We start from the raw sequence: 26,991 nt of genomic DNA, 5'->3' as shown, positions 1-26,991 counted from the left end.
AGTTGATGAATGAGACACAGCAAGCATTTTTATTGCACAGTCGTCCTTTTAAAGAACATCAACTCATCATTGATCTATTAACGCAATACGATGGAAAAGTGAGTGCCGTGATTTCATCCGGTCACTCACTCAAAGCCAACAAAAAAGGCATTTTGCAACCGTTCTCCTTATTTTCGTTGCAACTCTCCGGCAAACATTCGTTGAAGAAAGCATCTCAGCTTGAAAGTTGTCACCAACCGATAATGCTGGCAGGGAATTCATTGTATAGCGGTTTATATCTCAATGAGCTGTTGGTGAAACTGTTACCTGAAAATATACCCTGTGATGGATTATTTTTTAGTTATAAGCAGGTCATTAATCAGCTAAATGAAGCAGTTCAAATTGAACCTGTATTGCGTTATTTTGAGATGCAATTAATTGAAGAGTTAGGCGTATCATTCGATTTTAGTGCGTTAGAAAATAATAGGGGCGAGCTGTTTCAATTCAATGTTGAACAAGGTTTTGTTGAAGCCTCAAGTGACAGTAAATCTCCTATTTTTGAAAAACAGCATTTATTAGCGATTGCACAAGAAAATATTAATGATCCTAATGTATTGAATACCCATAAACGTTTAATGAGACAAATGTTAAATCATTTATTAGGATATAAACCATTAAAGAGCCGCGAACTTTTTATCGCAAGAGAAAAGAAAACATGAAAGAGATTTTTTTAGGTGTAAACGTAGACCACATCGCAACCTTAAGGCAAGCGCGTGGTACAACTTATCCAGATCCTGCCCATGCAGCTAGTGTAGCAGAGCATGCCGGCGCTGATGGTATTACTATCCATTTACGTGAAGATCGCCGACATATTCAAGATCGCGACGTTTATGTGATGGCGCAAACTATTCAAACACGAATGAATTTAGAGATGGCAGTGACCGACGAGATGCTTGCGATCGCTTGTGATGTTAAACCGGCATTTGTTTGCTTAGTGCCAGAAAAGCGCGAAGAGCTCACGACAGAAGGTGGTCTTGACGTTGTGAGTCAACAAGAGCGTATTACTGCAGCAGTTAAGTTATTATCTGAAAACGGGATTCAAACGAGCTTATTCATCGATGCCGATAAAAAGCAAATAGAAGCGGCTGCAAAATCCGGTGCTCCTTATATTGAAATTCATACTGGACATTACGCCGATGAAACGTGTGAAGACAAACAAGCTGAAGAATTAGCACGTATTAGCGAAGGTGTTGAGTACGCAACTTCCTTGGGTATAAAGGTAAACGCGGGACATGGCTTGCATTATTTTAATGTAAAACCTATTGCTGCGATTAAAGATATCATTGAGCTAAATATTGGTCACGCCATTATTGCTCGCGCCGCTATTGATGGCTTAGATACAGCAGTACGAGACATGAAGCGCTTAATGATTGAAGCACGAGCTTAATATGTCTGTTGTTGGTATTGGTACAGACATTATTGATAGCGAACGTATTGCGTCAATGACGTTACCTGTGCGTGATAAACTTGCCCTTCGAGTATTAACACCAACAGAACTATCAATCTATCATTCGCACGCTCAGCCTAGTCAATTTCTTGCTAAGCGCTGGGCGGCGAAAGAAGCCGCTTCTAAAGCATTAGCAACCGGCATAGCCAAAGGCGTTTCCTTTCAACATTTTGAAATATCAAATACCGAAGCAGGCGCACCTGTTATCTCATTAAGTGACGTCGCGCTGCAAAAGGCGAAAGAATTAGGCGCTAACCATTGGCATGTTTCTATTGCTGATGAAAAACATATAGTGACTGCATTTGTTGTGTTAAGTCACTAAGTTATCCACTGAATTTAACGCTAGCTAAGAAAAAGTCTAATTAAAGCTAGATTAAACTGCGCAAAAAATATACTTTATGTCTATACTGGTAACAGGGTGTTGTCGTAAAGAGGTGGTATATGCAGGCTCAAAATCGGGTAGATAATGGTGTGTTTGATGAGCGTCGGTCAGAGCCCCCTCATCAGTCGGTGTGGTGGAATAGACTATCGCTTGCCCAAAAATTCTCCGCCAGTAGCTTAGGGAAATTTGGTTACGAACTGTCGTTTGTACGTAATGAAAATGGACGCAGTATTGCGGTCTTAATGTGTAATGGTGGTGTTGCAGTAATCACTGAAGACGGCGAAATTAACTCATCTCCTGACATCATTATTCGTTAACGTTTTCTTTCTTCTGTATCAATAGCCAATTCTGGCGCTAAGAACGGCTTTGCCTGTTCAATTAAAATCTCTATATGATCGGTTAATTCCAAGAAATTTGGTTCTAAATTTTCCAAGCTCGCACCACGTTTTAATTGTGTTTCAATTTCATGCACACACTGGGCTAAGTTTGGCACGCCCGAATAGCAGCACGCACCGTTTAATTTATGTATGAGCGTTTGGGCTTGGTTGGCATCGTGGCAGGTGATAGCTTCAAATAATTGTGTTTGTGTTTCAGGTAGGCTATTGACTAACCCTGATAACATATCTTTCGCTAATGCTTCGTTGTTAGCCGAACGTTGAAGTGCCAATGACCAATCAATGACTTTTGTTGCAGTAGGTTTTATCGTTTCAACCGCTTCATTTTTTTCTTTTGATTGACGACTAACAAACATATTAAAGTCACAATACTCATAAATGGTATGTCTTAACATGGTTTCATCAATTGGCTTTGTCATGTATGAGTTAAAGCCTTCTTTTAGTAATCGATCACGTTCGTCACTTAATGCATGCGCGGTTACCGCAACGATAGGTGTTTTATCATTAAAGGTATCTGCTTTAATATGTTGTAATGCGGTTATGCCATCCATTTTAGGCATCTGGATATCCATAAAGATTAATGCATACTTTTCTTGCTTACATAACGCGAGAGCTTCTTCACCATTACTTGCTGTAACGACCTCTTGAACTTGCTCAGATAATAAGGCCTTTATTAGTTTTAAATTCGCTTCATTGTCATCTACAGCGAGCACTTTAATCGGCACGATAACTTGATTAACCGACTGTTGTTGGCTTAAATCGGCAGATTTTTCTTGAAGTGCCTTAATGAGTCGCAGGCCAATTAACGGTTTTGCTAAACAGCTTTTCGCACCAGAGGCGATAATGATCTCTTGTAAGCTTGGCGATGTACTATTGATAGCGACATGAACCGAAGGGATATGCTGACAGGTAAGCTGTACTGTTTCTTTTAGCTGGTTTAATGCGCCTGGGCTAGCGTCACCTGCAATTAAGCCATAGTCGAACTGAAGTTCTTTCATTAGCATATCGAACTCTTGTAACGTAGATACAGCAGTTACTTTCATTTGGGTCGCAACAAGCATTTCAGCGACGGCATTTCGACTATGAGCATGAGACTCAAAATACAAAATTGACTTATCTTTTAAACTTGATTGATTTGATAGCGTATTGAGTTGGATATGATTCAAGTCGACTTTGAAAGTAAACCAAAATGAAGAGCCTATTTCCGGTTCTGAATGTAAACCAATATCGCCGTGCATTTCATGAGCTAGACGTTGAGAAATGACCAGGCCTAACCCAGTTCCACCATAGAGCCGAGTAATACTCTTATCGGCTTGGCTAAAGGCCTCAAATAGTGATTTTTGTTGCTCAGCACTCATACCAATACCGGTATCTTTTACCAGCACTTTAACGATGACGCTATCGTTGTCGATATGTTCACTATCAACATCGATTGTGATAGAACCTTCGTCAGTGAACTTAATTGCGTTGTTAACTAAATTGGTTAAGACCTGTTTGATACGCATTGCATCACCGATCAGTGAATCTGGTAAATTTTTACTAATACGTAACGACAGTTCAATATTCTTTTTGTGAGCACTTGGTGCAAGCAGTGCAATTGACTCTTCAACAGATTCGCGCAGTGCAAAAGGAATGTTTTCTATCACCATCTTACCGGCATCAAGTTTAGAGAAATCTAAAATATCATTGATAATGGCAAGTAAATTATTAGCAGAGCGTTCAATGGTATGCAGGTAGTCACGTTGTGTTTCACTTAACGGCGTTTTCAATACCTGACGGGTAAAGCCAATAACACCGTTTAATGGTGTACGTAATTCATGACTCATATTTGCTAAGAACTCTGACTTAACACGGTTAGCATCTTGTGCTTTTCGCTTAGCAATATCGAGTTGAACGTTTTGAATTTCAAACTGCTCAAGCGACTCTCTCAAATCAAGGGTTGCTTGGTCAATCGAGCGCTGCATTTCTAAGTGGTAATCACCTAAAGATTGCGCCATCGCGTTAATACCATTTTTTAGAAAGTTCAGTTCACCAATAAGTTGTCCACTGACCCTGCTTTCTAATTTACCTTCACGAATACGATCAACCGCTTGCACCATTGAGCCTAATGGTCGAGTCACTTTACCTATCAATCTAAAGGATGAAATTGCGCTTATAATAGAGCCGAGAATCACTAGTAAAAACGCGATAATCATTTCTTGCTGTTGATCAAATTTGATGGCTTTCTTATCAACTTGCATCGATAAATAACCAATGATTTGTTGAGGGGCACTAAAACTGTCTTCCGGTTCAATTTCTAACATAATTGGTGTGCGAAAAATCAGTTCTTCATCTATTTCCTCATAAGTTGTTTTTTGAGGAAGATCATAGCCGGCAGGCACGCGCATTATATTAGTGTCGCCATTATATGAACTGGTGGCAAATACTTGATTGTCGCTAGTAAACAACGCGATACTTTTAACTAACTCAGAATGATTACGATGGGTGAAACTTAACAATAATCTTATATGTTCTCGATTACGAGAGTTCAAAGGGATAGTCGAAGCAATAGCTATCGGCTCAATGATGTTTGTCGATTGGCTAATGAGGAATTCATTTAATTGAGCATGACGACTGGCGGTAAAGTAACCGGCTAATCCTAAGCCAATTAATGTCGTCGGTAAAATGGTGATTAAAATGACCCAATCTTTTAGGCTTATTTTCTGCATCTAATGCCGTGTTTAGTGTAAAATTGTCCCTTCTTCGCTATATCATGGCATAGTTCGCCATGTAGACCAAAAAAAATTACATGTAAGCAGGTTGTTTAAAGAAACCATGGTTCAAATTTTTAAACCAAAAACGAGCAACTCATTGAAAGGTAAGTTGCTAACACTTGATATTGAACGTCTTGATTTTAATGGGCGAGGTGTAGCTCGTTATCAGAAAAAGCCGATATTTGTTGATGGTGCACTTCCTAACGAACAAGTGGTTGCTAAAATTATTGAGCAAAGCAGTAAGTTTTGCCAAGGCAAACTTATTAAGGTCGTCACTGCCAGCAAAAATAGGATAGATCCGCACTGTAAGTACTTTGGTCGTTGTGGTGGCTGCGATCTGCAACACATTGATAAGCATCAGCATATCAATATAAAACAAGAAAAAGTTAGCGAATTATTCTCACGACAAAAAATTGATGATCTGCCATGGCAAACGCCCGTTGTAAAAGACGTCTGGCAATATCGACGTAAAGCTCGCATTGGGGTGCAATACAATCGTCAAGGCAAAGCCATATTAGGCTTTAGAGAAAAAGGTACGAATAACGTTACTCAAATAAGTCAGTGCCAAGTCTTGTTAAAGCCCTTGTCAGATTTATTAGAACCGTTAACTAAAACAGTTAATCAATTGCCAGCGCAATCAATAGGTCATATTGAATTAATTTATACTTACCGCAAACACAAACCTTTGATCACAATCGTTATCCGACAACTTAAAAAGCTTAATGACAAAATAAAGGCCTTATGGCATGAGTTTGTTCAGGCACGTCAGGTTGATGGACATATTCAAGTGATTTTTGATAAAGGCGCAGATACCGAGCTCGAAAGTTTAACACCAATTATTTCTTTAGGTTATCAGATAGATAAGAACGTAGATATTTCTTTCGAGGCGAATAATTTCATTCAAGTTAATGAGCAAGTCAATGAAGCGATGATTGAACAAGCATTAATTTGGCTCAACTTGTCTAACACAGATAGGGTGTTGGATTTATATTGTGGCCTGGGTAATTTTAGTTTACCTATTGCCAAAAGAGTTGAACAGGTTGTAGGAATTGAAGGTGTTGATGAGATGGTAAAAAAAGCCCAAGCCAATGCCCAATTTAACCAGTTGACCAATGCATCTTTTTACCAAGCCAATTTAAATACAAAATGGCAATCAGCAAACTGGCTATCGCAAAAATATACTAAAATATTAGTAGACCCAGCTAGGGCTGGTGCCTTGGAAGCATGTCAGCAATTGTCACAATTTAATGCAAGCGACATTGTCTATGTGAGTTGTGATCCGGCTACCTTAGCCCGAGATAGTGTTGTACTGTTATCGCAAGGTTACCGTCTTGCTAAAATAGCCATCATGGAAATGTTTGGTCAAACAAAGCACGTTGAAACTATGGTATTGTTCCAACGCATTCAATCTTAATTTTTCGAGTATTTAGTAGTAAAGGAAGTACTGATGGTTTCAGTTCGAAAGTCACATTTAATGTCTGAACATAGTTTTGAGCAATGGCTAGGGCAGCTAGACCTGAGTGATGCTAAAAAACAGGCGTTAGAAAGCTTATGGCAAACAATTCAAGGCGACTTTGATCAAAGTAAAGAAAGCCTCAGTAAATCCCTTGAAATGGTTGAAATTTTATCAGAGTTAAATTTAGATAAGGACTCTTTATGTGCTGCTTTTATCTATCCGCTTGTCGAATATAAATCGTTAACCTTGGAGCAAGCCCAAGAGCGGTTTAGCAAAAGCGTTTTCGGCCTTGTTCACGGGGTTGAACAAATGGATGCGATCAAGGCATTGCAACAAGGCCATTCAAGTCAGGTTTCAATTAACCAAATAGATAATATTCGAAAAATGTTGCTTGCCATGGTAGATGATGTTCGAGCGGTTGTGATCAAACTAGCTGAACGCTTATGTTACTTGCGTATTGTTAAAAATGCTGACGAAGAAACCCGTGTTCTGGCAGCCAAAGAAACGGCCAATATCTATGCGCCACTTGCCAACCGTTTAGGGATCGGTCAATTAAAGTGGGAACTTGAAGATATTTCCTTTCGCTACCTACACCCTCAAACCTATATGAAAATTGCTAAGATGCTTGACGGTAAAAGGTTAGAACGTGAACGGTATATGGCAGACTTTGTGAATAACCTGCAAGAGCAATTAGAAAAAATGCAGGTAAAAGGCACGGTATACGGAAGGCCTAAACACATTTATAGCATCTGGAAAAAGATGAAGAAAAAGTCGTTAGACTTTGAACAATTATTCGATGTGCGCGCCGTTCGTGTCATAGTCGATGAATTGCAAGATTGTTATGGAGCTCTGGGTGCCGTTCATACAAGCTGGAAACATTTACCAAGTGAGTTTGATGACTATGTGGCAACACCAAAACCTAACGGTTATCAGTCAATTCATACGGTAGTTTTAGGGCCAGAAGGCAAGCCTGTAGAAGTACAGATTAGAACTGAATCAATGCATCAAGATGCTGAACTAGGTGTAGCGGCACACTGGAAATATAAAGAGGGCAGTGCAAGTGGCAAGACAACCGGTTTCGACGAAAAAGTAAACTGGTTACGCAAAATCTTGCAATGGAAAGAAGACGTATCAGAAAGCGGTAATATGCTTGATGAATTGCGCTCACAGGTATTTGAAGATCGGATTTATGCCTTCACTCCAAATGGTGATGTTATTGACCTACCTGTTGGCTCAACACCACTTGATTTTGCTTATTACATTCACACCAATGTAGGTCACTGTTGCATAGGTGCCAAAGTTTCAGGTCGTATTGTCCCGTTTACTTACCAATTGCAAACCGGTGATCAAGTTGAAATATTAACGTCAAAAACGCCTAATCCAAGTCGCGATTGGTTGAACCCTAATTTAGGGTATTTGCATTCAGGTCGTTCACGAGCGAAGGTGCAGCATTTCTTTAGGTTACTTGATCGTGATAAAAATATTGCACACGGTAAAGAAGTACTTGAAGCTGAGTCCAGTAAAACTCATGTTCCTTTGACGCAACTAACAGAAATACTTGATAAGTTTAACCTTACAACTGTTGATGACTTATACGCTGCGTTAGGTACGGGCAATGTGCGCTTGCAGCAGGTAATGAACCACCTGCAACACTTGATTAAAAAGTCACAACCTGAAGAAGAAATAGATCTTCAGAGTTTAGTGCGCGAAAGTGGTCAAACAAAAAGCGCAGATAACGCGATAACTGTATCCGGGGTTGGTAATTTGTTAACCCATATGGCCAAGTGTTGCCAACCTGTGCCTGGTGATGAAATAGAAGGCTTTATTACCCAAGGTCGCGGTATTTCAGTGCATCGAAAAGACTGCGAGCAACTTGCCAATTCACTTCAACAAAACCCAGAACGTGGCGTAGAAGTGCAATGGGGTGATGATGTTAAGTCGACTTATCAGGTAACTATTGCGATTATTTCCGGCGATCGCTCTGGCTTACTCCGAGATGTTTCAACCTTAATTGCTAATGAACGCATCAGTATTTTAGGGATGCAAAGTCAAACAGATAAAAACAAACAACATTCACGTATGAGTATAACAATGGAAATTTCTAACGCTGAAATGTTGACCAGATTAACTAATAAAATTTTACAACTTGATGATGTATCAGAGGTTATTCGTCTGTGAAGGTTAGACACGAAAATATGATTTCAGCACCTGCGTCTATTGAAAAACTGCGTTGGATAATGGCGCAATTGCGTGACCCTGCTACAGGTTGCCCGTGGGATATTAAACAAACTTTTGCCACCATAGTGCCTCATACCATTGAAGAAGCTTACGAAGTTGCTGACGCAATAGCACTTGAAGACTTTGTCGAGTTGGAAAAAGAACTTGGTGATTTGCTGTTTCAGGTGATTTTTTATAGCCAACTGGGTGAAGAGCAGCAGGTGTTGAGTTTTGATGGTGTGATTGAAAACGTCTGTGAAAAATTGATTAGGCGCCATCCTCATGTGTTTAGCGACAGTGAGTCAACCACTGATGCTCAAATAAAAGCAAATTGGGAAAACGAAAAAGCAAAAGAGCGAGCGCAAAAAAATAATACACAACAATTAAGTATTCTTGCTGATATTCCGAAAAGTTTACCTGCATTATCTCAAGCAAATAAAATTCAAAAACGTTGTGCCCACGTTGGTTTTGATTGGCATAACATTGACGATGTCTTTGCCAAAGTTGAAGAAGAAGTTGCTGAAGTTAAAGCGGAGTTAAAAACTGGCGGTGAACCTTTAAATCAAGAGTTAGGTGATTTGATGTTCGCGGTTGTTAATTTATGCCGCCACGCCAAACAAGATCCTGAAAGTTTATTGCGCGCCGCAAATCAAAAGTTTTCTAAACGTTTTGAGCAAGTTGAACACCTAGCACAGCAAAAAGATGCTCAGGTTCAAGATTTCAACTTAGAGGAACTCGAGGCTTTTTGGCAGCAAGTTAAACAAGCTGAAATAGCTAAAAACTAGCTGTTATAAGCCGGAATTTTATGTTGAAGAATATCAAACTGCCTCGCTGGCTTTATACTCTTTTAGGGCTAGCGTTTGTCGTACTCGCAACACTTGGCGTATTTTTACCTATTTTACCCACCACGCCATTTTTGATTGTTGCCGGAGCCTGTTTTGCAAAGTCCTCGCCACGTCTGCATCAATGGTTGTTGAACAACCCTACCTTTGGACCGCTTATTTATCATTGGCAAACAACGAGAAGTATTCCCCGCAGAGCAAAGCGTATCGCGATCTTTTCAATCATCGTTACCTGTGGCTGGTCCTTTTATATTCTTCAAGCGTGGTATCTCAAACTATTAGTTGTTTCGCTAGTTAGTTGGCCGATTTACTTTTTAGCTAAGCTACCGTTAAGCGAAGACGTGGCAAATACAGAAACTAAGCCAACATCAAAACCAGAGACTAACGGCTAAGAATTAAATATCGAGCGAGCGTCGACAACTTTCTCATTGCTAGATTGCACAAGGCCTTTCCAGCTCTACGACTGACTCAGTTAAGATCTCTACTTTGGCTAACATCAATGCTTGGGCGTCGTTTAGTCCTTTATTGTAGTATGCGCTACCGAGGTTTTTTTCGATAAAGCTTAATAAAAACTCAACATCAAATTGCCCCAAGTCCATTGACAATTCATCGTTAAAATAGTTTTGAAATTGTCCTATTAATCGTTCTTTTTGAATCGGTGAAAGTGATAATAAATCCATGCGGTTTCCTTTTCTGGTGTTGCCGTGTTAAATGCTAAGATCAAAGCTCGCTCATTGTATCGAACCTTGTTAAAATCGCACTAATTAACTATTTAAGTGGTACCCGTATGCCTTCTTTACAAGATCAATTACTCAAAGCCGGCCTCACGACAAAACAAAAAGCACGTCAAGCCAACAGCGATAAACGTAAAAAAAATAAGCAAAAACGCAGCGGTGCGCAAGTACAAGAAAGTTTGCAAGAGCAGGTCAAACAAGACTTAGCAAAGCAACAAGCTGAGAAGCAAGCGAAGGATAAAGCGCTGAATGAGCAAAGAAAAGCTGAGCTCGCGCAAAAAGAGCAGCATCAACGTGTTCTGCAGATACTCACTCATCACTCGTTATCAGATATCGTCGGCGATCTTGAGTACAACTACACCTTTGGCACAAAAGTGAAAAAGCTACATGTAAATGAGCAAGTTCATCAAGCATTAGTGAAAGGGCGTCTTGCCGTTTGTGGTTTAGATGAAACATCTTATGTTGTGACGTCAGAAACTGCTGACAAGCTAGCTACCATTGATGAAAGTGTTGTGCTGTTGAAAAACGATCGTCAAGTAGATGAGCAAGTAGATGAAGATGATCCTTATGCAGACTTCCAGATTCCAGACGATTTAATGTGGTAATTATTTCACTCACATGTTAAATCACCACTACTAACTTAAGGCAGTATTAATGAAAGTTATTCGTTGGCTAATTGGCCGCATCATTTTATTCTTTGATTTTATTTTTTCACCAAGCAAGCCTAAGCGCAGTGCTCAAGAGCAAGCTGATTTAGACAAAGCGACTGAGCATTTAAGTTTATACCAGCTAGCTGCATGCCCATTTTGCGTCAAAGTAAGACGAGCAATGAAAAGACAAGGTTTAAACATTGAATTACGCAATATTCACCAGCAATCAAATCTAGATGAGCTCGTAGCTGAAGGCGGCAAACGGAAAGTACCTTGCTTAAAAATTGAAAATGATAATGGCGACGCAACTTGGCTGTATGAATCTAATGACATTATCGCTTACCTCAATAAAAACTTTTCTTAAATTTTTCTAATCAGGAAAGTTATTCCATTCGTATAAGGTCTTAATAATTAAGTTCATTAATGTTAGGGCCTTATATGCTGATCAAGTCATCAAAAAAATCTCAACTGCAAGAGCATCAGGTTACTGATGAAAAAATCTATCAACAACGTCGCACATTACTAAAGTCGCTTGGTTTTGTTGGTGCGTCAAGTTTGTTAGCTCCTGTTAAAGCTAATGCAGCCGTTGATTGGTTTGGTGATGAAAAACAAACAGCTAAATTACGATCTTTGGCGTTTGAAAAAGCAACGCCAGGCTTAGATAAGCTAACCCCTGAACAAAAGGTGATTAGCCATAACAACTTCTATGAATTTGGCGCACAAAAAAATCAACCTGCAGAACTATCTCAATCATTTAACGTAAATCCATGGCAATTAACAATCTCCGGTGAAGTTGAAAAGCCACTGACATTAGATTACGACGATCTATTCAAACGCTTTACGCTTGAAGAGCGGATTTATCGGTTACGCTGTGTTGAAACCTGGTCAATGGTGATTCCTTGGATTGGCTTTTCATTAGCTTCGTTAATCAAACAAGCTCAACCAAACAGTAAAGCGAAGTACGTTGCTTTTGAAACACTTTATGATCCTAAACAAATGTCTGGTCAGTCTAATCGACGACTTGGCGGCGGCATTGATTACCCATATAAAGAAGGCCTGCGTTTAGATGAAGCGATGAATGAGTTAAGTTTTTTAAGTGTCGGTTTGTATGGTAAAACGCTACCACCACAAAATGGCGCGCCGATAAGGTTAGTTGTGCCATGGAAGTATGGCTTTAAGAGCATCAAGTCAATTGTTTCTATTAAACTGACTGACCAGATGCCGCCAACAACATGGAATATACTTGCACCACATGAATATGGCTTTTACGCCAATGTTAACCCTACTGTTGCTCACCCAAGATGGAGCCAAGCACGTGAACGTCGTATTACCTCTGGTGGCTTATTCGCGCAAAACCGTATTGATACGCAAATGTATAATGGCTATGGTGAAGAAGTAGCTCACATGTACAAAGGTATGGATTTAAACAAGTATTATTAAGCGTGGTAGTCGTGTGACGGTGTCAAAAAAAATTTTCCTGATTAAGAGTGTTATTCATGTTATTGCCCTTGGTTTATTGATCAGTCAATATTACCTAGCGATAGGCGATCAACTTGGTGGTGATCCTGTTAAGGCGATTATCCATTTTACTGGCATAGGTGCCTTTAATTTATTGTTAATTACATTAACCGTCACACCAATTGCACAACGCTTCAAACTTGGCTATTTAATGCAGGTTAGGAGGTTGTTAGGACTTTATGCCTTTACCTATGCTTCATGTCATCTGTTAAGTTTTATTGCCTTTGATTTGCAATTTGAATGGCAATTAATTATCAAAGAAATTCTAGAGCGCCCTTACATCACAATCGGTATGTTGGCCTTTTTGTGGTTAGTACCCATGGCTGTTACTTCAATAGGCGTAATCAAACGAAAAATGAAAAGCCGTTGGCAGAAACTTCATTATGGTAATTATATTATTGTGACGCTTGTTGCTATTCACTTTTATTGGTCAGTAAAGTCAGAGTTAATTGAGCCAGGGTTATACATAGTTATAACGTTTGTTTTATTGTGGCTAAGAAAAGATCGCATACATAAAATTTTCACTAAATAGTGGCTTTTTGAAACGTTGTATCGTGAAAAATCATCAACTTGTCGATAAATTAATCTAGCGTTCGAATTTACTATTGTTGTTTTTTTAAAATAGATATAAGGTCTGTGTGCAAGTTCTATAAACTAACTATTCTAACGATGAAGTTGTTCGCATAATTGCAGAAACAACCATGGGACCTCAATAATGCAAAAATTTGTACCAACGTTATTAGTTGCTGGTATGTCACTAGCACTTACTGCCTGTATGCAGTCAGAAAAACAAGACCCTAGGGTCAGCATCAATAAAAACCCATTTCCAAGTTCTTATAAAGCGTTACCGTCAAGCGCAACATTATTAAAAAATGCCACTGTTTTAACTGGCACAGGTGAGCGCCTTGAAAATAGCGATGTTTTATTAGTTGACGGTAAGATCGCTGAAATTGGCCAAAACCTTTCAAAAAGCAATGCAACAGAAGTTGATGCAACAGGTAAGTGGATAACACCTGGTATTATCGACGTACACTCTCACTTAGGTGTTTACCCAAGCCCAAGCGTTGAGTCTCATTCAGATGGTAATGAGATGACAGGGCCTAATACTTCAGAAGTATGGGCTGAACATGGCATTTGGCCGCAAGATCCAGGCTTTGAAGCCGCGCGAGCTGGTGGTATTACAACCCTTCAAATTTTACCCGGCTCAGCCAACTTATTTGGTGGTCGTGGTGTAACGTTACGAAACGTGCCTAGTCATACGATGCAGGGAATGAAATTTCCAGAAGCGCCTTATGGTTTGAAAATGGCTTGTGGTGAAAACCCTAAGCGTGTTTACGGTAGCAGAAAAGTAGCGCCTTCAACACGTATGGGTAATATGGCAGGTTATCGCATGGCTTTTGCTGAAGCCGCTGAATATAAGCGTGCTTGGGATAAGTACAATGCTGATTATGATGCAGGTAAAAACCCAACAGCGCCAACCCGTGATATTGAATTAGATACCTTAATGGGTGTTTTAGATGGCGATATCATGATTCATAACCATTGTTATAAAGCTGAAGAAATGGCAATGATGATTGACCTTGGTAAAGAGTTTAATTACCACTCGGGTACCTTCCACCATGCCATTGAAGGATATAAAATTGCAGATTTACTTGCTGAAAATGGTAACTGTGCAGCAATGTGGCCAGATTGGTGGGGCTTTAAAATGGAAGCATACGATATGGTGCAAGAAAACGTTGCAATCGTAGACGGCAAGCCTAATTCATGTGCAATTGTTCACTCTGATTCATCTTCAACAATTCAACGCTTGAACCAAGAAGCCGGTAAGATTATGTTCCGTGCCAATGAGAATGGCTTTAGCTTGAAAGAAGAAGACGCAATCACATGGATTACTTATAACGCAGCTAAATCGCTTGGTGTTGAGAAAACAACGGGTAGTTTAGAAGTTGGTAAAAACGCAGACGTTGTACTTTGGAATCAAAGTCCGTTTAGCGTTTATGCACAAGCTGAACAAGTATTTGTTGATGGCGCGAAAGTTTACGATCGTTTTGATGACAAGTATCAAGCGAAAAGTGATTTTCTACTAGGTCAAGAATAAGGAGCTGCATCATGAAATTATTTAAATCATCACTACTAACGTTAGCACTTGCAGCGACTTCTACATGGGTTAATGCTCAAAGCTTAGCAATTACCAATGCAACGGTTCATACAGCGGGTGAGCAGGGTGTTTTACAAAACGCTACCGTAATCGTTGAAGGCGGAAAAATCACGGCAATTAACCCAGAAAGCGTATCAGCAGATACAGTTATTGATGCCGAAGGTAAAAACTTAACGCCTGGTATTATCAATGCCATGAATAACTTAGGCTTGGTTGAGGTCGGCGCGGTATCTCGTAGCCGTGATGCTGGCGCTAAAAGTGCCGACATTACCTTTGACCCAAGTCTAGCGTTCAATCCTAAATCTACGGTTATCGCCTATACCCGTAAAGGTGGTATTACTTCAAGCATGGTATCACCTCGCGGTGGTGACAACATGTTTAAAGGTCAAATCTTCCATGCCGATTTATCTGGCGGCTTTGATAGCGTGCGTGTTGCTAACAATGCCGTTTATTTGGAGCTAGGAGCTGAGAGCAAAGGTTCTCGTGCAACTAATTTACAAAAACTGATGAATAAACTTTCTGACTTTCAAGACAAAATGGCTAAGGCTAAAAAAGATGACAAGAAAGAAAGCGAATTAAAGCGTGATGAGAAAGTGCTTGAAGCACTTTTATCAGGCGAGAAGTTAATGGTTGTTTATGCTGATCGCGCGAGCGAATTGCTAAATATCATTAAATTGAAAGAGCAATTTGGCTTAAACATTGCGATTAGCAGTGCTGCTGATGCGGTTGTAGTAGCTGAGCAGTTAGCAAAGGCTGAGGTTCCAGTAATCATCAATGCCTTAGATAACTTACCGTCTAGTTTTGACGCGTTGAATACCTCTTTAGACAATGCCGCTAAATTAACTGAGGCAGGTGTAAAAGTTGTGATGACATCTGGGGGTGACACTCACAATATGTATCAGTTGCGCTTTAATGCAGGTAATGCCATTGCAAATGGTTTATCACGCGAGCAAGCACTTGAAGCAATTACATCAAATGTTGCTGAAGTCTTTGGCTTAAACACCGGTGAGATCGCTGTTGGTAAAACAGCTGATTTAGTGCTGTGGAGCGCTGATCCATTTGAATTAAGTACTAAGGTGGATAAAATTTGGATTGATGGCAAAGAAGTGTCAACGCAATCACGCTCTGATAAGTTGAGAGATCGTTATATGGCAACTAGCGATATGCCAAGAGCTTATACGAAGTAAGTTAATTTCGTTTTTTTATAAAGCCACACTATGTGGCTTTTTTTATGGGAAATAACAAGTGGGTTAAAGCGTTGCAGAATACTTTTAGGCTTTCTTACAGCATTGAGAAACGGTAAAGTAAAAGAAAATAGTATTGAACATGACTAACATGACTAACACTGCTCAAACAACTCAATCATTAGTAAATCAAGATAACTGTCAAATTAACCAAATTTCCTTATCCGAAGGCATCGATACAATAGAAATAATCCATTCTCGTTGTAAAGCCATTGTCTCTTTATATGCTGGCCATGTATTAAGTTGGCAGCCAACGAGTCAACGTGAAGTATTTTGGCTTTCTGAAGCGACGAAATACGCGCAAGGCAGTGCAATTCGTGGCGGAATCCCTTTATGTTGGCCTTGGTTTGGCCCTAAGGTGGGTGAAGTTAATCACGGATTTACCCGCACGAGTATTTGGCAATTAGCAGATGTATCATCGAATGATGATGGTGTTAGCTTGATTTTGACCTTCGCTGGTGAAAGCTTAGCTAAAACTTGGCCTTATCGCTTTAAGCTGACACAAACCTTATTTTTTGGTGACGTATTTAAGCAAACATTGAAAATAGATAATCTAGGTGAGCAGGCTTTTGAACACAGTGGCGCGTTACATAGTTATTTTCACGTTAGTCAGCCTGAGCAAGCATGTGTGCCAAACTTAACAAATATTCCTTATTACGACAAACTTACCGACAGTGAGAGGTGTACGCGCTTAATTGATTGTCGAGGTCCAAAAGATAGAGTTTACAAAAGTAATGAAGCATTAGCCTTGCTCGATTATGGTTTCAACCGAAAACTCGTTATTTCAACGAAGGGAACACAAGATTGGGTGTTATGGAACCCAGGACAAGAGGTAGCTAGCTCGATGAGTGATATTCATCCGCGAGGCGAACAGCATTTTGTTTGCTTAGAGGCAGGCTTTACCAAGCCGTTAACCTTAGCCGCTGGTCAGTCTTATGAAGTAAGTCAGAAAATAGCCATTCAAGCGATCTAGCAAGCAAGCGTAAGCTTGAATCACGCGTGGTTATTTGGTCTTTTAAAGGTTTCTACGCGATCTCTCCCGTTAGATTTAGCAAGGTATAGGGCTTGATCGGCATTTTCGATAAAGTCGCTGAATGTTAGTTTTTGACAATGCTCAAGGCTAATACCAAAACTCATCGTAACTTTTATTGGATCTGTTTTACTTTTGCCATAAAAACGCGATGCTGAAATGTTACGTCTTAATCGTTCACAAATTTCCTCAGATTGTTCAAGTGAGGTATCAGGTAGTAGCATTAAGAACTCTTCACCGCCCCAACGTGCAACAATGTCTTTATCACGCAAATCAGCACTCAATAATTTTGCTATGCGTTTCAATATATTATCACCAATCAAATGACCGTGATTGTCATTAATTGATTTAAAGTGGTCAATATCTCCAACAACCACGGTAAGTTCATTGTACTCATCTAATAGTTTTTCGAATTTCCATTCTACATATGTGCGATTTGGTAAACCCGTTAAGTTATCAATATTTGCATCTGCAACAATATCCTTTTTAAATAATTCTAAAACGGAGAAAAAGGCGAAATAGAAGATCATAGCAACGAGCAAAAAAATTCCAAAGCGACTAAGGAGTATTAACCAAAAGGTTTTTTGGCTAGTTGCAGACGGTGCTACAACGAAGACTTTCCAACTAAGCTCTTCAATGTCTAGATGGGTAACGGTAAATATTTCTTTATCAGCGTTGTAAGTAAATTCATTAACATTACTCGACATACTGTTTTGATAACTTTGATACCAAGGAAATGTCTCTATATGAACAAGCTCGTCACGTCGGTGGTGGCTTTCTGTTTTCATTAGACTATTGGTAGATAACGTAATGTGACCGGCCTTATCAATAAAGTAAACTTCAAAACCAAATCGATTTTTAAAATCAGATAGCTTACTGGCAAACAAATCAAGATCAACACCGACACCGGTAAAGCCGATAAAGTTTTGCTGATCATTAAACATTTTTACATCATAGAAAAGCGTTGGGTTTTCAGAGTCACCAATATCGGCAATGTAATTACTATCAAGACGTTTAATGCGTTGGTACCATTCAGCGTCTTGATGGCTAAAATCCAACGTTAAGCCATCTGAATCCATCATCATACCGTGTTTCTCTATGGCAATGAATGAGCGTAATTTACCTTCGAGCGATACAACTTCCAGAAATTTGTTAAGCATTGCTTTGTTTAATGTCTCTTGCTCGACAAGCTCAATCAATAAAGGATCTTGAGCCATATATTTAGATAACGTCAGTGGGCTAATGACTTCAGAGTTTATCCAGGAAAATAAAGGGATTGTCGCTTCTTGCTGTTGCTTATTATAGGTAGAAATAACTGTTTTAAAGGTGAAATAAGACGTTGCGATAACAGTAAAAATAGTCGCAAAAAAGATAGCGGTAATATAGCGATCAAACTTATCGGTAAGTCTCATGTGTTTTTCTAAAAACCCTAATACTTCAATTAAGTGCTAATCAATGTCCACTTATTGAATAAGCTTATTTTCTATAGTCGCAATATGCAATTTTTATTTTAGTTAATTTGTACGTAAATGCTGTTTTATTAGCTCGTGCGTAAACTGGGTTTTTAAATAAAAGCCTCTCGGTAAGGTCATAAAAAGATTGCCATCTTTATCAAATGCTTTGGTTTTCGCTTGGCTATTTGCTGCTTTAGGCCTTAGTTGCAGTACTTGTCCGTATTTTCCTGATATTTTTTCTACTTCTCCCAAGACAATCATATCTGTCAATTCTTGCCAATCGTTTGCTAATAAAGAAGCTTGTTCTTCTGACGGAGACCAAATAAATGGTGTTGCCACTATACGATCCTTAATGGCAAGGTGTTTCTCACTGACGATAGGTACCCATAATACTCTAGCAAGCTTGTGACAAACGTGGCTCGTTTGCCATGTCGCGCCAACTAAGCCCATTAACGGCGCAACGCTGACAAAGGTTGTTTCTAAAGGCTTACCGGTAAAATCAATGGGAATCGTCTTTAATTCGATACCTAGCTCATCAAAGTCAGGTTTCGCCTGAGTACCTGCTGTAGCACCTAAGACGTGCTCGAGTAGAAGGCCTATCCAACCTTTTTCTTTGCGGAGACTTGTTGGTACTGCTATTTCGGCGTCATTGGCGATATCGCCTAATGACAAACCAGCTAGTTGGTGTGCTCGTTCAAGCAACTCTTGTTCATGTAAAGGGGGGTTAGCCTTTGGTTTCATGCCGTTTTTATTAATTTTTGTACGCTACGTGGTTATTTTTACACAGTAGGGAAAATAATGTCAGTATTCATTTGCTCGAAACGACAGATTGTGGAAGAATCAAAGCATAAATTAAATATTTATTCAGGAGTTCCTGTGATAGATGCTGATGGCTATAGAGCCAATGTCGGCATAGTAATTATCAATGACAGGGGACAGGTTTTTTGGGCAAGAAGATATGGTCAGCATTCATGGCAATTTCCACAAGGTGGCGTTGATGATGGAGAAAGTGCTGAGCAAACCATGTATCGGGAATTATACGAAGAAGTTGGTTTAAAACCCGAACACGTGAAAATTGTTGCTTCCACAAAACATTGGCTGAGGTATAAATTACCAAAACGATTAATTCGACATGACAGTAAACCGGTTTGTATCGGGCAAAAGCAAAAATGGTTTTTATTAAAATTAACCAGCCCAGATAGCGCCGTTAACTTATTACATTCAGGGCATCCTGAATTTGATGACTTCCGCTGGGTAAGCTATTGGTACCCAGTAAGGCAGGTGGTGTCATTTAAACGCGAAGTTTATCGAAAAGTCATGAAAGAATTTGCCCCTGTAGCTTTACCTTTTCATCGTCATGACAGGCGTAAGAGAAGAGGGTAGTTTACTATGTATCAAACCGCTTCTTTTTGAGTAGCGGTTTGTTTTTTCTATTGTTGACTCAAGGACACTATGTTAACCAACTTAAGACGAATCGTGCTAGAGTTTAGTCAAGCTTTCGAGCTAGACAAAGCCCTTGATCGTATGACGTCTGAAGTGAAACGAGTCATGAAAACAGATTGTTGTTCTGTCCATTTAGCTGACTACCAAAAACAACATTTTCTATTGGTTGCCTCTGACGGCCTCGCCAAACAATCTCTCGGTCAAACACGCGTGGGCTTTTCAGAAGGGCTTATTGGTTTAGTTGGTTTGCGCGAAGAACCACTTAATTTAGCTGACGCTCGCAACCACCCCCACTTTAAGGTAGCGCCAGAAGTTGAAGAAGATGACCTAAACGCTTTTTTAGGTACGCCTATTATTCACCAAGGTCAAGTACTTGGTGTTATTTCAATTCAACAAAAACAAGCTCGACACTTTACTGAAACTGAAGAGTCATTTTTGGTGACCTTGTCTGCGCAATTGGCCGCATCATTAGCCAACGCTAAAAATCGTGGCTGGTCGTCTCGCCATGATAATCAACACCAAGTTAGGCCTTATATTCAAGGCGTCGCAGGTTCTCCAGGTGTGGCAATAGCGCCTGTGTTCGTTTGTCAGCCAAAAGCTGATTTACGCAATTTGTCATTGCATAAAAGTGACGATAGTAAAGGCCAAATCGAATTACTTAAGCAAGCTATTCGTAAAACACGTCAAGAGTTTATTGATATCACTGAACAGCTTCATGGCGTTGTCACGGATACCAGTGTTGATATTTTTGAAATGTATAAACACTTGCTTGAAAGCGAGCAGTTAGGGCAAGAAATTCATACAACAATAGAGCAGGGTTGGTGTGCTCAAAGTGCGTTGAAAATTGTAATTGATGCTTATGTTATACAATTTGAATCGTTAGAAGATGAATATGTTCGCGAGCGTGCCAGTGATATACGAGACTTAGCGAACCGTATTTTGCAAAACCTGCAACAACAAGATAATCGTCAAGAACCGTTACCTGAAACATTTATTTTGGTGGCTGAGGAAGTGACCGCGTCAATGCTTGCTGATTTCCAGCATAAAGGTTTAGAAGGGGTTGTTTCACTTTCAGGTTCGAATAACTCACATGCCGCCATTTTAGCTCGAGCGCTTGGTGTTCCTGCAATTATGGGCTTAAACAATACCAACTTAACAAGTTTTAATAACCTTGATGCGATTGTAGATGGCTATTCGGGTGAATTGTTTATTAATCCTGAAGACAGTTTGCTCAATGAGTATAGACATTTAGTTAATGAAGAAATTGCGTTAATTGAGAAGGTTAAAGCCGTTGAGCACCTCCCCGCCGTTACTACCGATGGTCGTAAGGTCGAATTGCAGTTGAACGCTGGGTTGAGTTCAGGCTTTGAGCACTCTAAACGCGCTGGTGCAACAGGGATAGGACTTTATCGAACGGAAATTCCATTTATGGAAAGCCGAAGTTTCCCATCGGAGCAGGAACAGTCGATTTGGTACTATAATGTGCTGTCTTCATTTGAACGCCAATCGGTAACCATGCGAACACTTGATATTGGCGGTGACAAATCGCTACCTTATTTTCCAATTAAAGAAGACAACCCATTTCTAGGTTGGCGCGGTATAAGAATATCTATCGATCATCCAGAATTATTCTTGCTACAAGTGCGCGCAATGATTAGAGCAAATGTCGGCTGTGGAAACCTAGAAATCATGTTGCCTATGATTGCTTCGGTAGCTGAAGTTGATGAAGCAGTTCGCTTAATTAACCAAGCTTATTTTGAGTTATGCCAAGAACTAAATGAAAATATTTTGAAACCTAAAATTGGTATAATGATCGAAGTGCCAAGTGCTATCTTCCTTATGAAAGAATTGGCTTCAAAAGTCGACTTCTTCTCTGTTGGTAGTAATGATTTAACACAATACTTACTCGCTGTGGATAGAAATAACGCGCGTGTTGCACATTTATATGATGCGTATCACCCATCGGTAATTCGTGCGTTAAATGAAATTGCGAAACAGTCTCAAGCATCCTTAGTTCCTTTAAGTTTATGTGGTGAACTGGCTGGTGATGCTGCAGGTGCTGTCTTACTTGTCGCAATGGGTTTTGATAAGTTAAGTATGAACCCGCATAATGTAGGGCGTATAAAATGGATTATTCGTCATCTATCGATAGCACAGGCTAAGAATATGCTTGGTCATGTTTTAACGTTAGATAACGCAAAAGAAATTAAAAATTATTTAAATGAGCAATTGGAGTCCATCGGTTTAGGTGGTTTTGTTCGAGCAGGAATGTAGTATCAACACATGTTAACGTTAACCATTATATTGGTTTGTGCTGTACTGGGTATGTCTGTCGGTTTTATGGCTGGCTTACTAGGTATTGGTGGCGGGCTAATCATTGTTCCTGCACTGGTTTATTTGTTGCCGTTATTTGGTATTGAGTCTGAACTCGTCATGCCTATCGCGTTGGCAACATCGCTAGCCGCTATTGTGGTAACCTCTTCGTCAGCAGCATTTGCTCATCATAAAAATGGAAATATTCCTTGGCATATTGCTAAACCTTTGATGGTTGCCGTTAGTATTGGTGCATTAGCGGGCTCTTTTATCGCTGATTTATTGCCAGCCAAAACACTCACCTCATTTTTTGCAGCCGCTGTGATGATATTAGCAGCGTATATGCTTATATCGATAAAAGTGGAACGCACTAAAGCGTACCCAAAACAATGGAAAGTGAATACCATAGGTGTTGGCACGGGGGTAATAGCAAGCTTAATGGGCATTTCCGGTGGTGTTATATTAATACCAACATTAAGTTATCTAAGCATTCAGGTTAGGCAGGCAATTGGCACTGCCACAGCATGCGGATTAATGGTGGCATTATTTGGCTCGTTGGGTTTCATCTTTACAGGGTTAAACCAAACTAATTTACCGCCTTGGAGTGTAGGTTATATTTACTTACCAGCATTGCTAGGCATAACATTGACGTCATTTTTGTTTGCGCCAGTTGGTGTTAAATTGGCAACAAAACTCCCAGTGAGAACGTTGAAAAAACTATTTGCAGGTTTCTTAATTTTAGTCGCTATTGAAATGTTAGTGTCTTCGTAATTAATAACCTTATAAATTGATGATAATTATATAAATTGTGGAATTTTTATGACAACGCAGTATTTGCAGTTTCCTAATATTGATCCGGTTATTTTTTCGATCGGGCCTTTAGCCATTCGTTGGTATGGTTTGATGTATCTTATTGGTTTTATTGCCGCTATGTATTTAGCCAATAAAGCAGCGGATCGTAGCGAAGGTTTATGGACGAGAGAGCAGGTTAGCGATTTACTCTTTTATGGCTTTCTTGGGGTAATCTTAGGTGGGCGCGTAGGTTATGTCCTGTTTTATCAGTTTGATTTGTTTGTCGCAGATCCGCTTTATCTTTTTAAAATTTGGCAAGGTGGAATGTCGTTCCACGGTGGTTTACTAGGTGTCATTACTGCTATTTTTATTTTTGCGCGAAAAGAGGGTAAACACTTTCTTGCCGTTGGTGACTTTGTTGCGCCACTGGTGCCAATTGGTCTTGGTATGGGGCGTTTAGGTAACTTTATCAACTCTGAACTTTGGGGCCGACCAACCGATGTACCATGGGCTGTTGTCTTCCCAACGGATCCTGACCAGTTGCCGCGTCATCCTTCTCAACTTTATGAGTTTGCGTTAGAAGGTGTAGTTTTGTTCGGTGTTTTATACTTTTTGAGTAAGAAGAAACAACCAGTGGGGTTACTGTCAGGTCTCTTCTTGATTGGCTACGGCATCTTCAGAATGTTTGTCGAGCTATTTAGAGAGCCCGATGATCATTTAGGTTACTTTTTTGAATACATTTCAATGGGCCAAATATTAAGTTTACCTATGGTAATTGTTGGATTATTCATTATTATTTACGGCTCAAACCGCCAGGTTCAAGCAAAAAGATAAGGTTAAGGCGTTATGAAACAGTATTTAGATTTATGTCAGCGCATTGTTGATGAAGGCGAATGGGTTGAAAATAAGCGCACTGGCATAAAATGTTTAACGGTTATTAATGCCGATCTTGAATATGACGTTGCGAACAATCAGTTTCCACTTATTACAACGCGCAAAAGCTTTTATAAAGCGGCGATTGCTGAACTTTTAGGTTACTTACGTGGCTATGACAATGCTGCTCAATTTCGCGAGATAGGCTGCAAAACGTGGGATGCTAATGCAAATCAAAACGACGCATGGCTGAACAATCCAGCGCGTAAAGGCGATGATGACATGGGCCGTGTTTACGGTGTTCAAGGTCGCTCTTGGCAACGCCCTGACGGTAGCACATTAGATCAGCTTAAAAAGGTTGTCGATAACTTATCAAAAGGTATTGATGATAGAGGGGAAATTGTTACCTTCTATAACCCAGGTGAGTTTGAGTTAGGCTGTTTGCGTCCATGTATGCATTCACACCAGTTTTCATTGTTAGGTGGTACCTTATATTTAAATAGTACGCAACGCAGCTGTGACGTGCCGTTGGGGTTGAATTTCAATCAAATTCAATGTTTTGTGTTACTTGCTTTAATGGCGCAAATCACCGGTCATAAACCGGGTAAGGCTTATCATAAAATTATTAATGCACATATTTATGAAAACCAGCTTGATTTAATGCGTGACGTGCAATTGAAGCGTGAACCATTCCCTGCGCCACAACTTAAGATTAATCCAAAAATTCAATCTCTTGAAGATATTGAAAGCTGGGTCACAACGGATGATTTTGACGTGGTTGGCTATCAATGTCACGACCCAATAAAATACCCTTTTGCTGTCTAGTATTTACTTAACAGGTTAATGCTTGAGAATAGAAAAAAGGCGCTTTAAGCGCCTTTTTTAGTACATTTTCGTAGTGGTGTTTGTTTATCAAAAAATAGCGTGAGTTCAGCTACTTCAATACCAAATTTCTTCATTTTTGCTCGATTGAATGCACGGTGTTGGTCAATCTGATAAAGCCAATCGTCTAAAGTGAAATGATATATGCTGTCGTCGATATCAAGAGAGAGCGTATATTGCCATTGCCCCGCAAAGCCATTGGTTGCCCCGTTAGCTTCACCAATCACGTCTTCAGCATTACCCGTGTACTGATTGTTTGCTTGCTTTGTTAGCTGCCAATTTCGATAACTCACTTCACCATCATCGAAATAGAAGGTTTCTGCCAATACGCCTTTATTACCCTGCCATGTACCAACCATTTCGACACAAAATCTTCTTGTCACTTTATTGCTGTAATCCTGCACTAGGCCCCAAGCTGTGATTGGCCCGTTAAAATAGTCTTCAAAGCGTAATATTGGATCTGTGTTGTCATAATCATTTAGTTTCGCTTGGCAGCCCAATAAAGTAAAACAGAGCATCATGCTAAAAATCAGTTTAGTTAATTTATCCATTACTGTGCATACCTAATAGTTGCTGCCTTAACTTAGGTTGACTGGTTTTTTCACTCAGCCAAATTGCCAAAAAGTCGTCGGCAAAAGTTCCGTTATTTACTTCGCCTATAAAGGCTTGATTATAGAAGAACTGAGCCTGGTTATTTTCAACGAATAATGCGAGTTGATCACCTTTTTTGATATTAGGCCACAAGGCTTGTAGTTTAGGTAAATAAGCTTGGTATTGACGCTCATCAATCCCCAAATGCTGCCACTGCTCAATTGTTCGCTCAATGAGGTCTGACTGAGTAATGTCCCTTAAATATGTGATTTCAAATACATAGGCAGTCTGTTTATCGAACTCGCCACTTTCACTGGCTAAACGACTTTGATAAATATTGAAAAACAGTACTCTAAATTTTGCCTGACCCACATCTTTAAAATGGCCAGATACTGTTTCTAAATCAGTTTGGTTTTCTATCAGTGTGCCCGAATTAGCCATCGAATTTGTCGAAAATAAACTCATTGCTACGATGACAGTCATCATTAACCGGTTAAGCGTCAGCAAAATACTTTTTTTCATATGAAACCTGCGTTAGATGATAGAGTAAAGGTGCCCAAATAATGGCAAGCAGCAAGGTGGTTGATGTTGTCGAATAGCCGAAAGTAACAACCCCGAATTTCTCTCCTGCAAAATAACTTAGTGGTGGAAAGATAGCGCCAACAATGAAAGCCAACTGCTTGTTCTTTTTCAAAAATGCCAAGCTATGATTTATCGTTGCGCCAAAAGCAGCCCAAATAAGCATTAACCAAAAAGGAATTGTGTATTGTTGGCCTTCGAATATAAATACGCCTAGCTGCATCAACAATGTGTCAACAAAAATCCCAATTAACAACACATAAATTACAACAAAAATTTCACGCTGCTGATTAAAGTACCAGCAATGAAGTGCAATAAAAAAAACGCCAAAAGGAAGCGCCAGGTTTTGAAAAAAAATGGCAGCAAACCAGATGGCATTAAAAGCGAGGTTATTGAGTAACCACATATCAACGAGCAAAGTCAGAAATAAGTATGTGGTTATACGTGGCAATTTCTAGAATGGTTTAGTTACGAGGCAAACTTTTGGTGATTAAATCAAAGTTCGCCGAAAATTGATGGGGTACAAGATGACCAAGCGTTGCTAACTTGGCAATATTTATCGCAGGTTAGTTCGCCGGTTTGTTAATCACCAATAGGTTTATCGCGGTATCACACATATCTTCAATCGTTGAGCTTTGTGTATAGATACCGTCGATATATAATTTAGCCAAGCCATGCATTGTTGCCCATGTCACTTGGGCAAGCCTAGTTGGGTTTTCAGACGAAGGAAAAATACCTTGTTGTTGCCACAATCGAGTCATTTCAACTTGGTATTGAAAACAGGGGTAAGACACATCTTTTAATGCGCTATTATCGCCTTCGCTTTGCCATAGTTGGTGACCAAACATCAGCTCATAAATAGCGGCGTTATTAATTGCAAATTGAATATACTTTAAAAAGAATTGTTTAAACTTTTCACGTGATGACAAACTGTCATCTTTAGAAATAACTTCAGCCATTGCTTGCCATTGGGCAAACCCTTGGGCCGCTATTGCACAGAGTAAATCATGTTTATCTTTAAAATGATGATAGGCCGCGGTTCTTGAAACGTTAACCTTTTCGGCAAGTTTTCTTAGTGATAGTCCATTCACACCTTCGCTTTCAACCATGTTTGTTGCTGATGCAATCAATGCTTGGCGCAAATCACCATGATGATATTTTGTTTTTTTATTAGTTTCAGTTGGCGCCATATTTTACCT

28 protein-coding genes are annotated in these 26,991 nt (G+C 39.7%); 20 read left to right on the top strand and 8 right to left on the bottom strand.

Annotation, left to right across the window (positions count from 1 at the left end):
- The first annotated feature begins 5 nt into the window (after positions 1–5).
- From recO to QQK02_RS04380, 4 genes are all read left to right on the top strand, one after another.
- A complete protein-coding gene (recO, locus tag QQK02_RS04395; protein WP_284206745.1) occupies positions 6–698 on the top strand; it encodes a DNA repair protein RecO in 693 nt (230 codons plus the stop codon).
- Positions 695–1,426: a pyridoxine 5'-phosphate synthase gene (pdxJ, locus tag QQK02_RS04390; RefSeq protein WP_284206744.1), complete on the top strand. Its 732-nt coding sequence runs from the start codon at positions 695–697 to the stop codon at positions 1,424–1,426. The genes recO and pdxJ overlap by 4 nt, the downstream gene beginning before the upstream one ends.
- Before the next feature lies 1 nt (position 1,427).
- On the top strand, positions 1,428–1,808 hold the full coding sequence (gene acpS, locus QQK02_RS04385) for a holo-ACP synthase (RefSeq protein ID WP_284206743.1): 381 nt from the start codon (positions 1,428–1,430) through the stop codon (positions 1,806–1,808).
- Between the two features lie 119 nt (positions 1,809–1,927).
- Positions 1,928–2,185, top strand: coding sequence for a hypothetical protein (locus QQK02_RS04380; RefSeq protein ID WP_284206742.1), 258 nt, complete (start codon positions 1,928–1,930; stop codon positions 2,183–2,185).
- Here QQK02_RS04380 and barA read toward each other — a convergent pair.
- Entirely contained in the window at positions 2,182–4,971 is a 2,790-nt protein-coding gene (gene barA, locus QQK02_RS04375) for a two-component sensor histidine kinase BarA (protein WP_284206741.1), read from the bottom strand. The two genes, QQK02_RS04380 and barA, sit on opposite strands and share 4 nt — an antisense overlap.
- Positions 4,972–5,077: 106 nt before the next feature.
- Between barA and rlmD the strand changes: the two genes are divergently transcribed.
- Genes rlmD through QQK02_RS04355 form a run of 4 tightly spaced genes read left to right on the top strand, consistent with a single transcriptional unit; the run spans position 5,078 to position 9,923 of the window.
- Positions 5,078–6,430 (top strand): 23S rRNA (uracil(1939)-C(5))-methyltransferase RlmD, encoded by a 1,353-nt coding sequence (gene rlmD / locus QQK02_RS04370; RefSeq protein WP_284206740.1) that lies wholly within the window; start codon positions 5,078–5,080, stop codon positions 6,428–6,430.
- A 33-nt stretch (positions 6,431–6,463) separates the two neighbouring features.
- Positions 6,464–8,650, top strand: a complete 2,187-nt coding sequence (relA, locus tag QQK02_RS04365) for a GTP diphosphokinase (protein WP_284206739.1) — start codon at positions 6,464–6,466, stop codon at positions 8,648–8,650.
- A complete protein-coding gene (gene mazG / locus QQK02_RS04360; RefSeq protein ID WP_407705007.1) occupies positions 8,647–9,474 on the top strand; it encodes a nucleoside triphosphate pyrophosphohydrolase in 828 nt (275 codons plus the stop codon). The genes relA and mazG overlap by 4 nt, the downstream gene beginning before the upstream one ends.
- Positions 9,475–9,494: 20 nt before the next feature.
- Positions 9,495–9,923 carry a YbaN family protein gene (locus QQK02_RS04355; protein WP_284206737.1) on the top strand — a complete coding sequence of 143 codons (429 nt, stop codon included), beginning with the start codon at positions 9,495–9,497 and terminating at the stop codon, positions 9,921–9,923.
- A gap of 39 nt (positions 9,924–9,962) precedes the next feature.
- Here the strand turns inward: QQK02_RS04355 and QQK02_RS04350 are convergent, their stop codons facing one another.
- The gene (locus QQK02_RS04350) at positions 9,963–10,211 is read right to left on the bottom strand and encodes a DUF2164 domain-containing protein (protein ID WP_284206736.1); all 249 of its coding nucleotides are present in this window, start codon (positions 10,209–10,211) and stop codon (positions 9,963–9,965) included.
- Between the two features lie 107 nt (positions 10,212–10,318).
- On the opposite strand from QQK02_RS04350, the gene QQK02_RS04345 reads away from it, so the two are divergent.
- From QQK02_RS04345 to QQK02_RS04315, 7 genes are all read left to right on the top strand, one after another.
- Complete coding sequence (locus tag QQK02_RS04345; protein ID WP_284206735.1) at positions 10,319–10,870, top strand: DUF2058 domain-containing protein; 552 nt, start codon at positions 10,319–10,321, stop codon at positions 10,868–10,870.
- A 49-nt stretch (positions 10,871–10,919) separates the two neighbouring features.
- Positions 10,920–11,279, top strand: coding sequence for a glutaredoxin family protein (locus QQK02_RS04340; RefSeq protein ID WP_284206734.1), 360 nt, complete (start codon positions 10,920–10,922; stop codon positions 11,277–11,279).
- A 74-nt stretch (positions 11,280–11,353) separates the two neighbouring features.
- Positions 11,354–12,355 (top strand): protein-methionine-sulfoxide reductase catalytic subunit MsrP, encoded by a 1,002-nt coding sequence (gene msrP, locus QQK02_RS04335; RefSeq protein WP_284206733.1) that lies wholly within the window; start codon positions 11,354–11,356, stop codon positions 12,353–12,355.
- A gap of 19 nt (positions 12,356–12,374) precedes the next feature.
- The gene (gene msrQ, locus QQK02_RS04330) at positions 12,375–12,965 is read left to right on the top strand and encodes a protein-methionine-sulfoxide reductase heme-binding subunit MsrQ (RefSeq protein WP_284206732.1); all 591 of its coding nucleotides are present in this window, start codon (positions 12,375–12,377) and stop codon (positions 12,963–12,965) included.
- Positions 12,966–13,148: 183 nt separating this feature from the next.
- On the top strand, positions 13,149–14,531 hold the full coding sequence (locus QQK02_RS04325; RefSeq protein WP_284206731.1) for an amidohydrolase: 1,383 nt from the start codon (positions 13,149–13,151) through the stop codon (positions 14,529–14,531).
- Between the two features lie 11 nt (positions 14,532–14,542).
- Positions 14,543–15,778 carry an amidohydrolase family protein gene (locus QQK02_RS04320; protein ID WP_284206730.1) on the top strand — a complete coding sequence of 412 codons (1,236 nt, stop codon included), beginning with the start codon at positions 14,543–14,545 and terminating at the stop codon, positions 15,776–15,778.
- A gap of 139 nt (positions 15,779–15,917) precedes the next feature.
- Entirely contained in the window at positions 15,918–16,808 is an 891-nt protein-coding gene (locus tag QQK02_RS04315; protein ID WP_284206729.1) for a D-hexose-6-phosphate mutarotase, read from the top strand.
- Positions 16,809–16,828: 20 nt separating this feature from the next.
- Here QQK02_RS04315 and QQK02_RS04310 read toward each other — a convergent pair whose 3' ends face one another.
- Entirely contained in the window at positions 16,829–18,277 is a 1,449-nt protein-coding gene (locus tag QQK02_RS04310; RefSeq protein WP_284206727.1) for a sensor domain-containing diguanylate cyclase, read from the bottom strand.
- Positions 18,278–18,379: 102 nt separating this feature from the next.
- Positions 18,380–19,060: a DNA mismatch repair endonuclease MutH gene (mutH, locus tag QQK02_RS04305; RefSeq protein WP_284206725.1), complete on the bottom strand. Its 681-nt coding sequence runs from the start codon at positions 19,058–19,060 to the stop codon at positions 18,380–18,382.
- Between the two features lie 135 nt (positions 19,061–19,195).
- On the opposite strand from mutH, the gene rppH reads away from it, so the two are divergent.
- The 5 genes from rppH to QQK02_RS04280 all read left to right on the top strand — a co-directional run bounded on the left by rppH (position 19,196) and on the right by QQK02_RS04280 (position 24,565).
- Positions 19,196–19,702 carry an RNA pyrophosphohydrolase gene (gene rppH / locus QQK02_RS04300; protein WP_284206909.1) on the top strand — a complete coding sequence of 169 codons (507 nt, stop codon included), beginning with the start codon at positions 19,196–19,198 and terminating at the stop codon, positions 19,700–19,702.
- A gap of 69 nt (positions 19,703–19,771) precedes the next feature.
- Positions 19,772–22,036, top strand: a complete 2,265-nt coding sequence (ptsP, locus tag QQK02_RS04295) for a phosphoenolpyruvate--protein phosphotransferase (RefSeq protein ID WP_284206724.1) — start codon at positions 19,772–19,774, stop codon at positions 22,034–22,036.
- Between the two features lie 9 nt (positions 22,037–22,045).
- On the top strand, positions 22,046–22,846 hold the full coding sequence (locus QQK02_RS04290; protein ID WP_284206723.1) for a sulfite exporter TauE/SafE family protein: 801 nt from the start codon (positions 22,046–22,048) through the stop codon (positions 22,844–22,846).
- Between the two features lie 48 nt (positions 22,847–22,894).
- The gene (gene lgt / locus QQK02_RS04285; protein WP_284206722.1) at positions 22,895–23,701 is read left to right on the top strand and encodes a prolipoprotein diacylglyceryl transferase; all 807 of its coding nucleotides are present in this window, start codon (positions 22,895–22,897) and stop codon (positions 23,699–23,701) included.
- 12 nt (positions 23,702–23,713) lie between these two features.
- The gene (locus tag QQK02_RS04280) at positions 23,714–24,565 is read left to right on the top strand and encodes a thymidylate synthase (protein ID WP_284206721.1); all 852 of its coding nucleotides are present in this window, start codon (positions 23,714–23,716) and stop codon (positions 24,563–24,565) included.
- Positions 24,566–24,609: 44 nt separating this feature from the next.
- Here QQK02_RS04280 and QQK02_RS04275 read toward each other — a convergent pair whose 3' ends face one another.
- The 4 genes from QQK02_RS04275 to QQK02_RS04260 form a co-directional block, all read right to left on the bottom strand.
- Positions 24,610–25,173: a DUF3833 domain-containing protein gene (locus QQK02_RS04275; RefSeq protein WP_284206720.1), complete on the bottom strand. Its 564-nt coding sequence runs from the start codon at positions 25,171–25,173 to the stop codon at positions 24,610–24,612.
- Positions 25,166–25,735 carry a chalcone isomerase family protein gene (locus tag QQK02_RS04270; RefSeq protein ID WP_284206719.1) on the bottom strand — a complete coding sequence of 190 codons (570 nt, stop codon included), beginning with the start codon at positions 25,733–25,735 and terminating at the stop codon, positions 25,166–25,168. The genes QQK02_RS04275 and QQK02_RS04270 overlap by 8 nt, the downstream gene beginning before the upstream one ends.
- On the bottom strand, positions 25,707–26,198 hold the full coding sequence (locus tag QQK02_RS04265) for a DUF2878 domain-containing protein (RefSeq protein WP_284206718.1): 492 nt from the start codon (positions 26,196–26,198) through the stop codon (positions 25,707–25,709). The genes QQK02_RS04270 and QQK02_RS04265 overlap by 29 nt, the downstream gene beginning before the upstream one ends.
- A gap of 160 nt (positions 26,199–26,358) precedes the next feature.
- On the bottom strand, positions 26,359–26,982 hold the full coding sequence (locus QQK02_RS04260; protein ID WP_284206717.1) for a TetR/AcrR family transcriptional regulator: 624 nt from the start codon (positions 26,980–26,982) through the stop codon (positions 26,359–26,361).
- Positions 26,983–26,991 lie beyond the last annotated feature (9 nt).

The sequence above is a fragment of the Thalassotalea eurytherma genome, from assembly GCF_030161415.1.
Classification (GTDB): Bacteria; Pseudomonadota; Gammaproteobacteria; order Enterobacterales; family Alteromonadaceae; genus Thalassotalea_G; species Thalassotalea_G eurytherma.
This window is presented reverse-complemented; position numbering and strand designations above follow the sequence as displayed.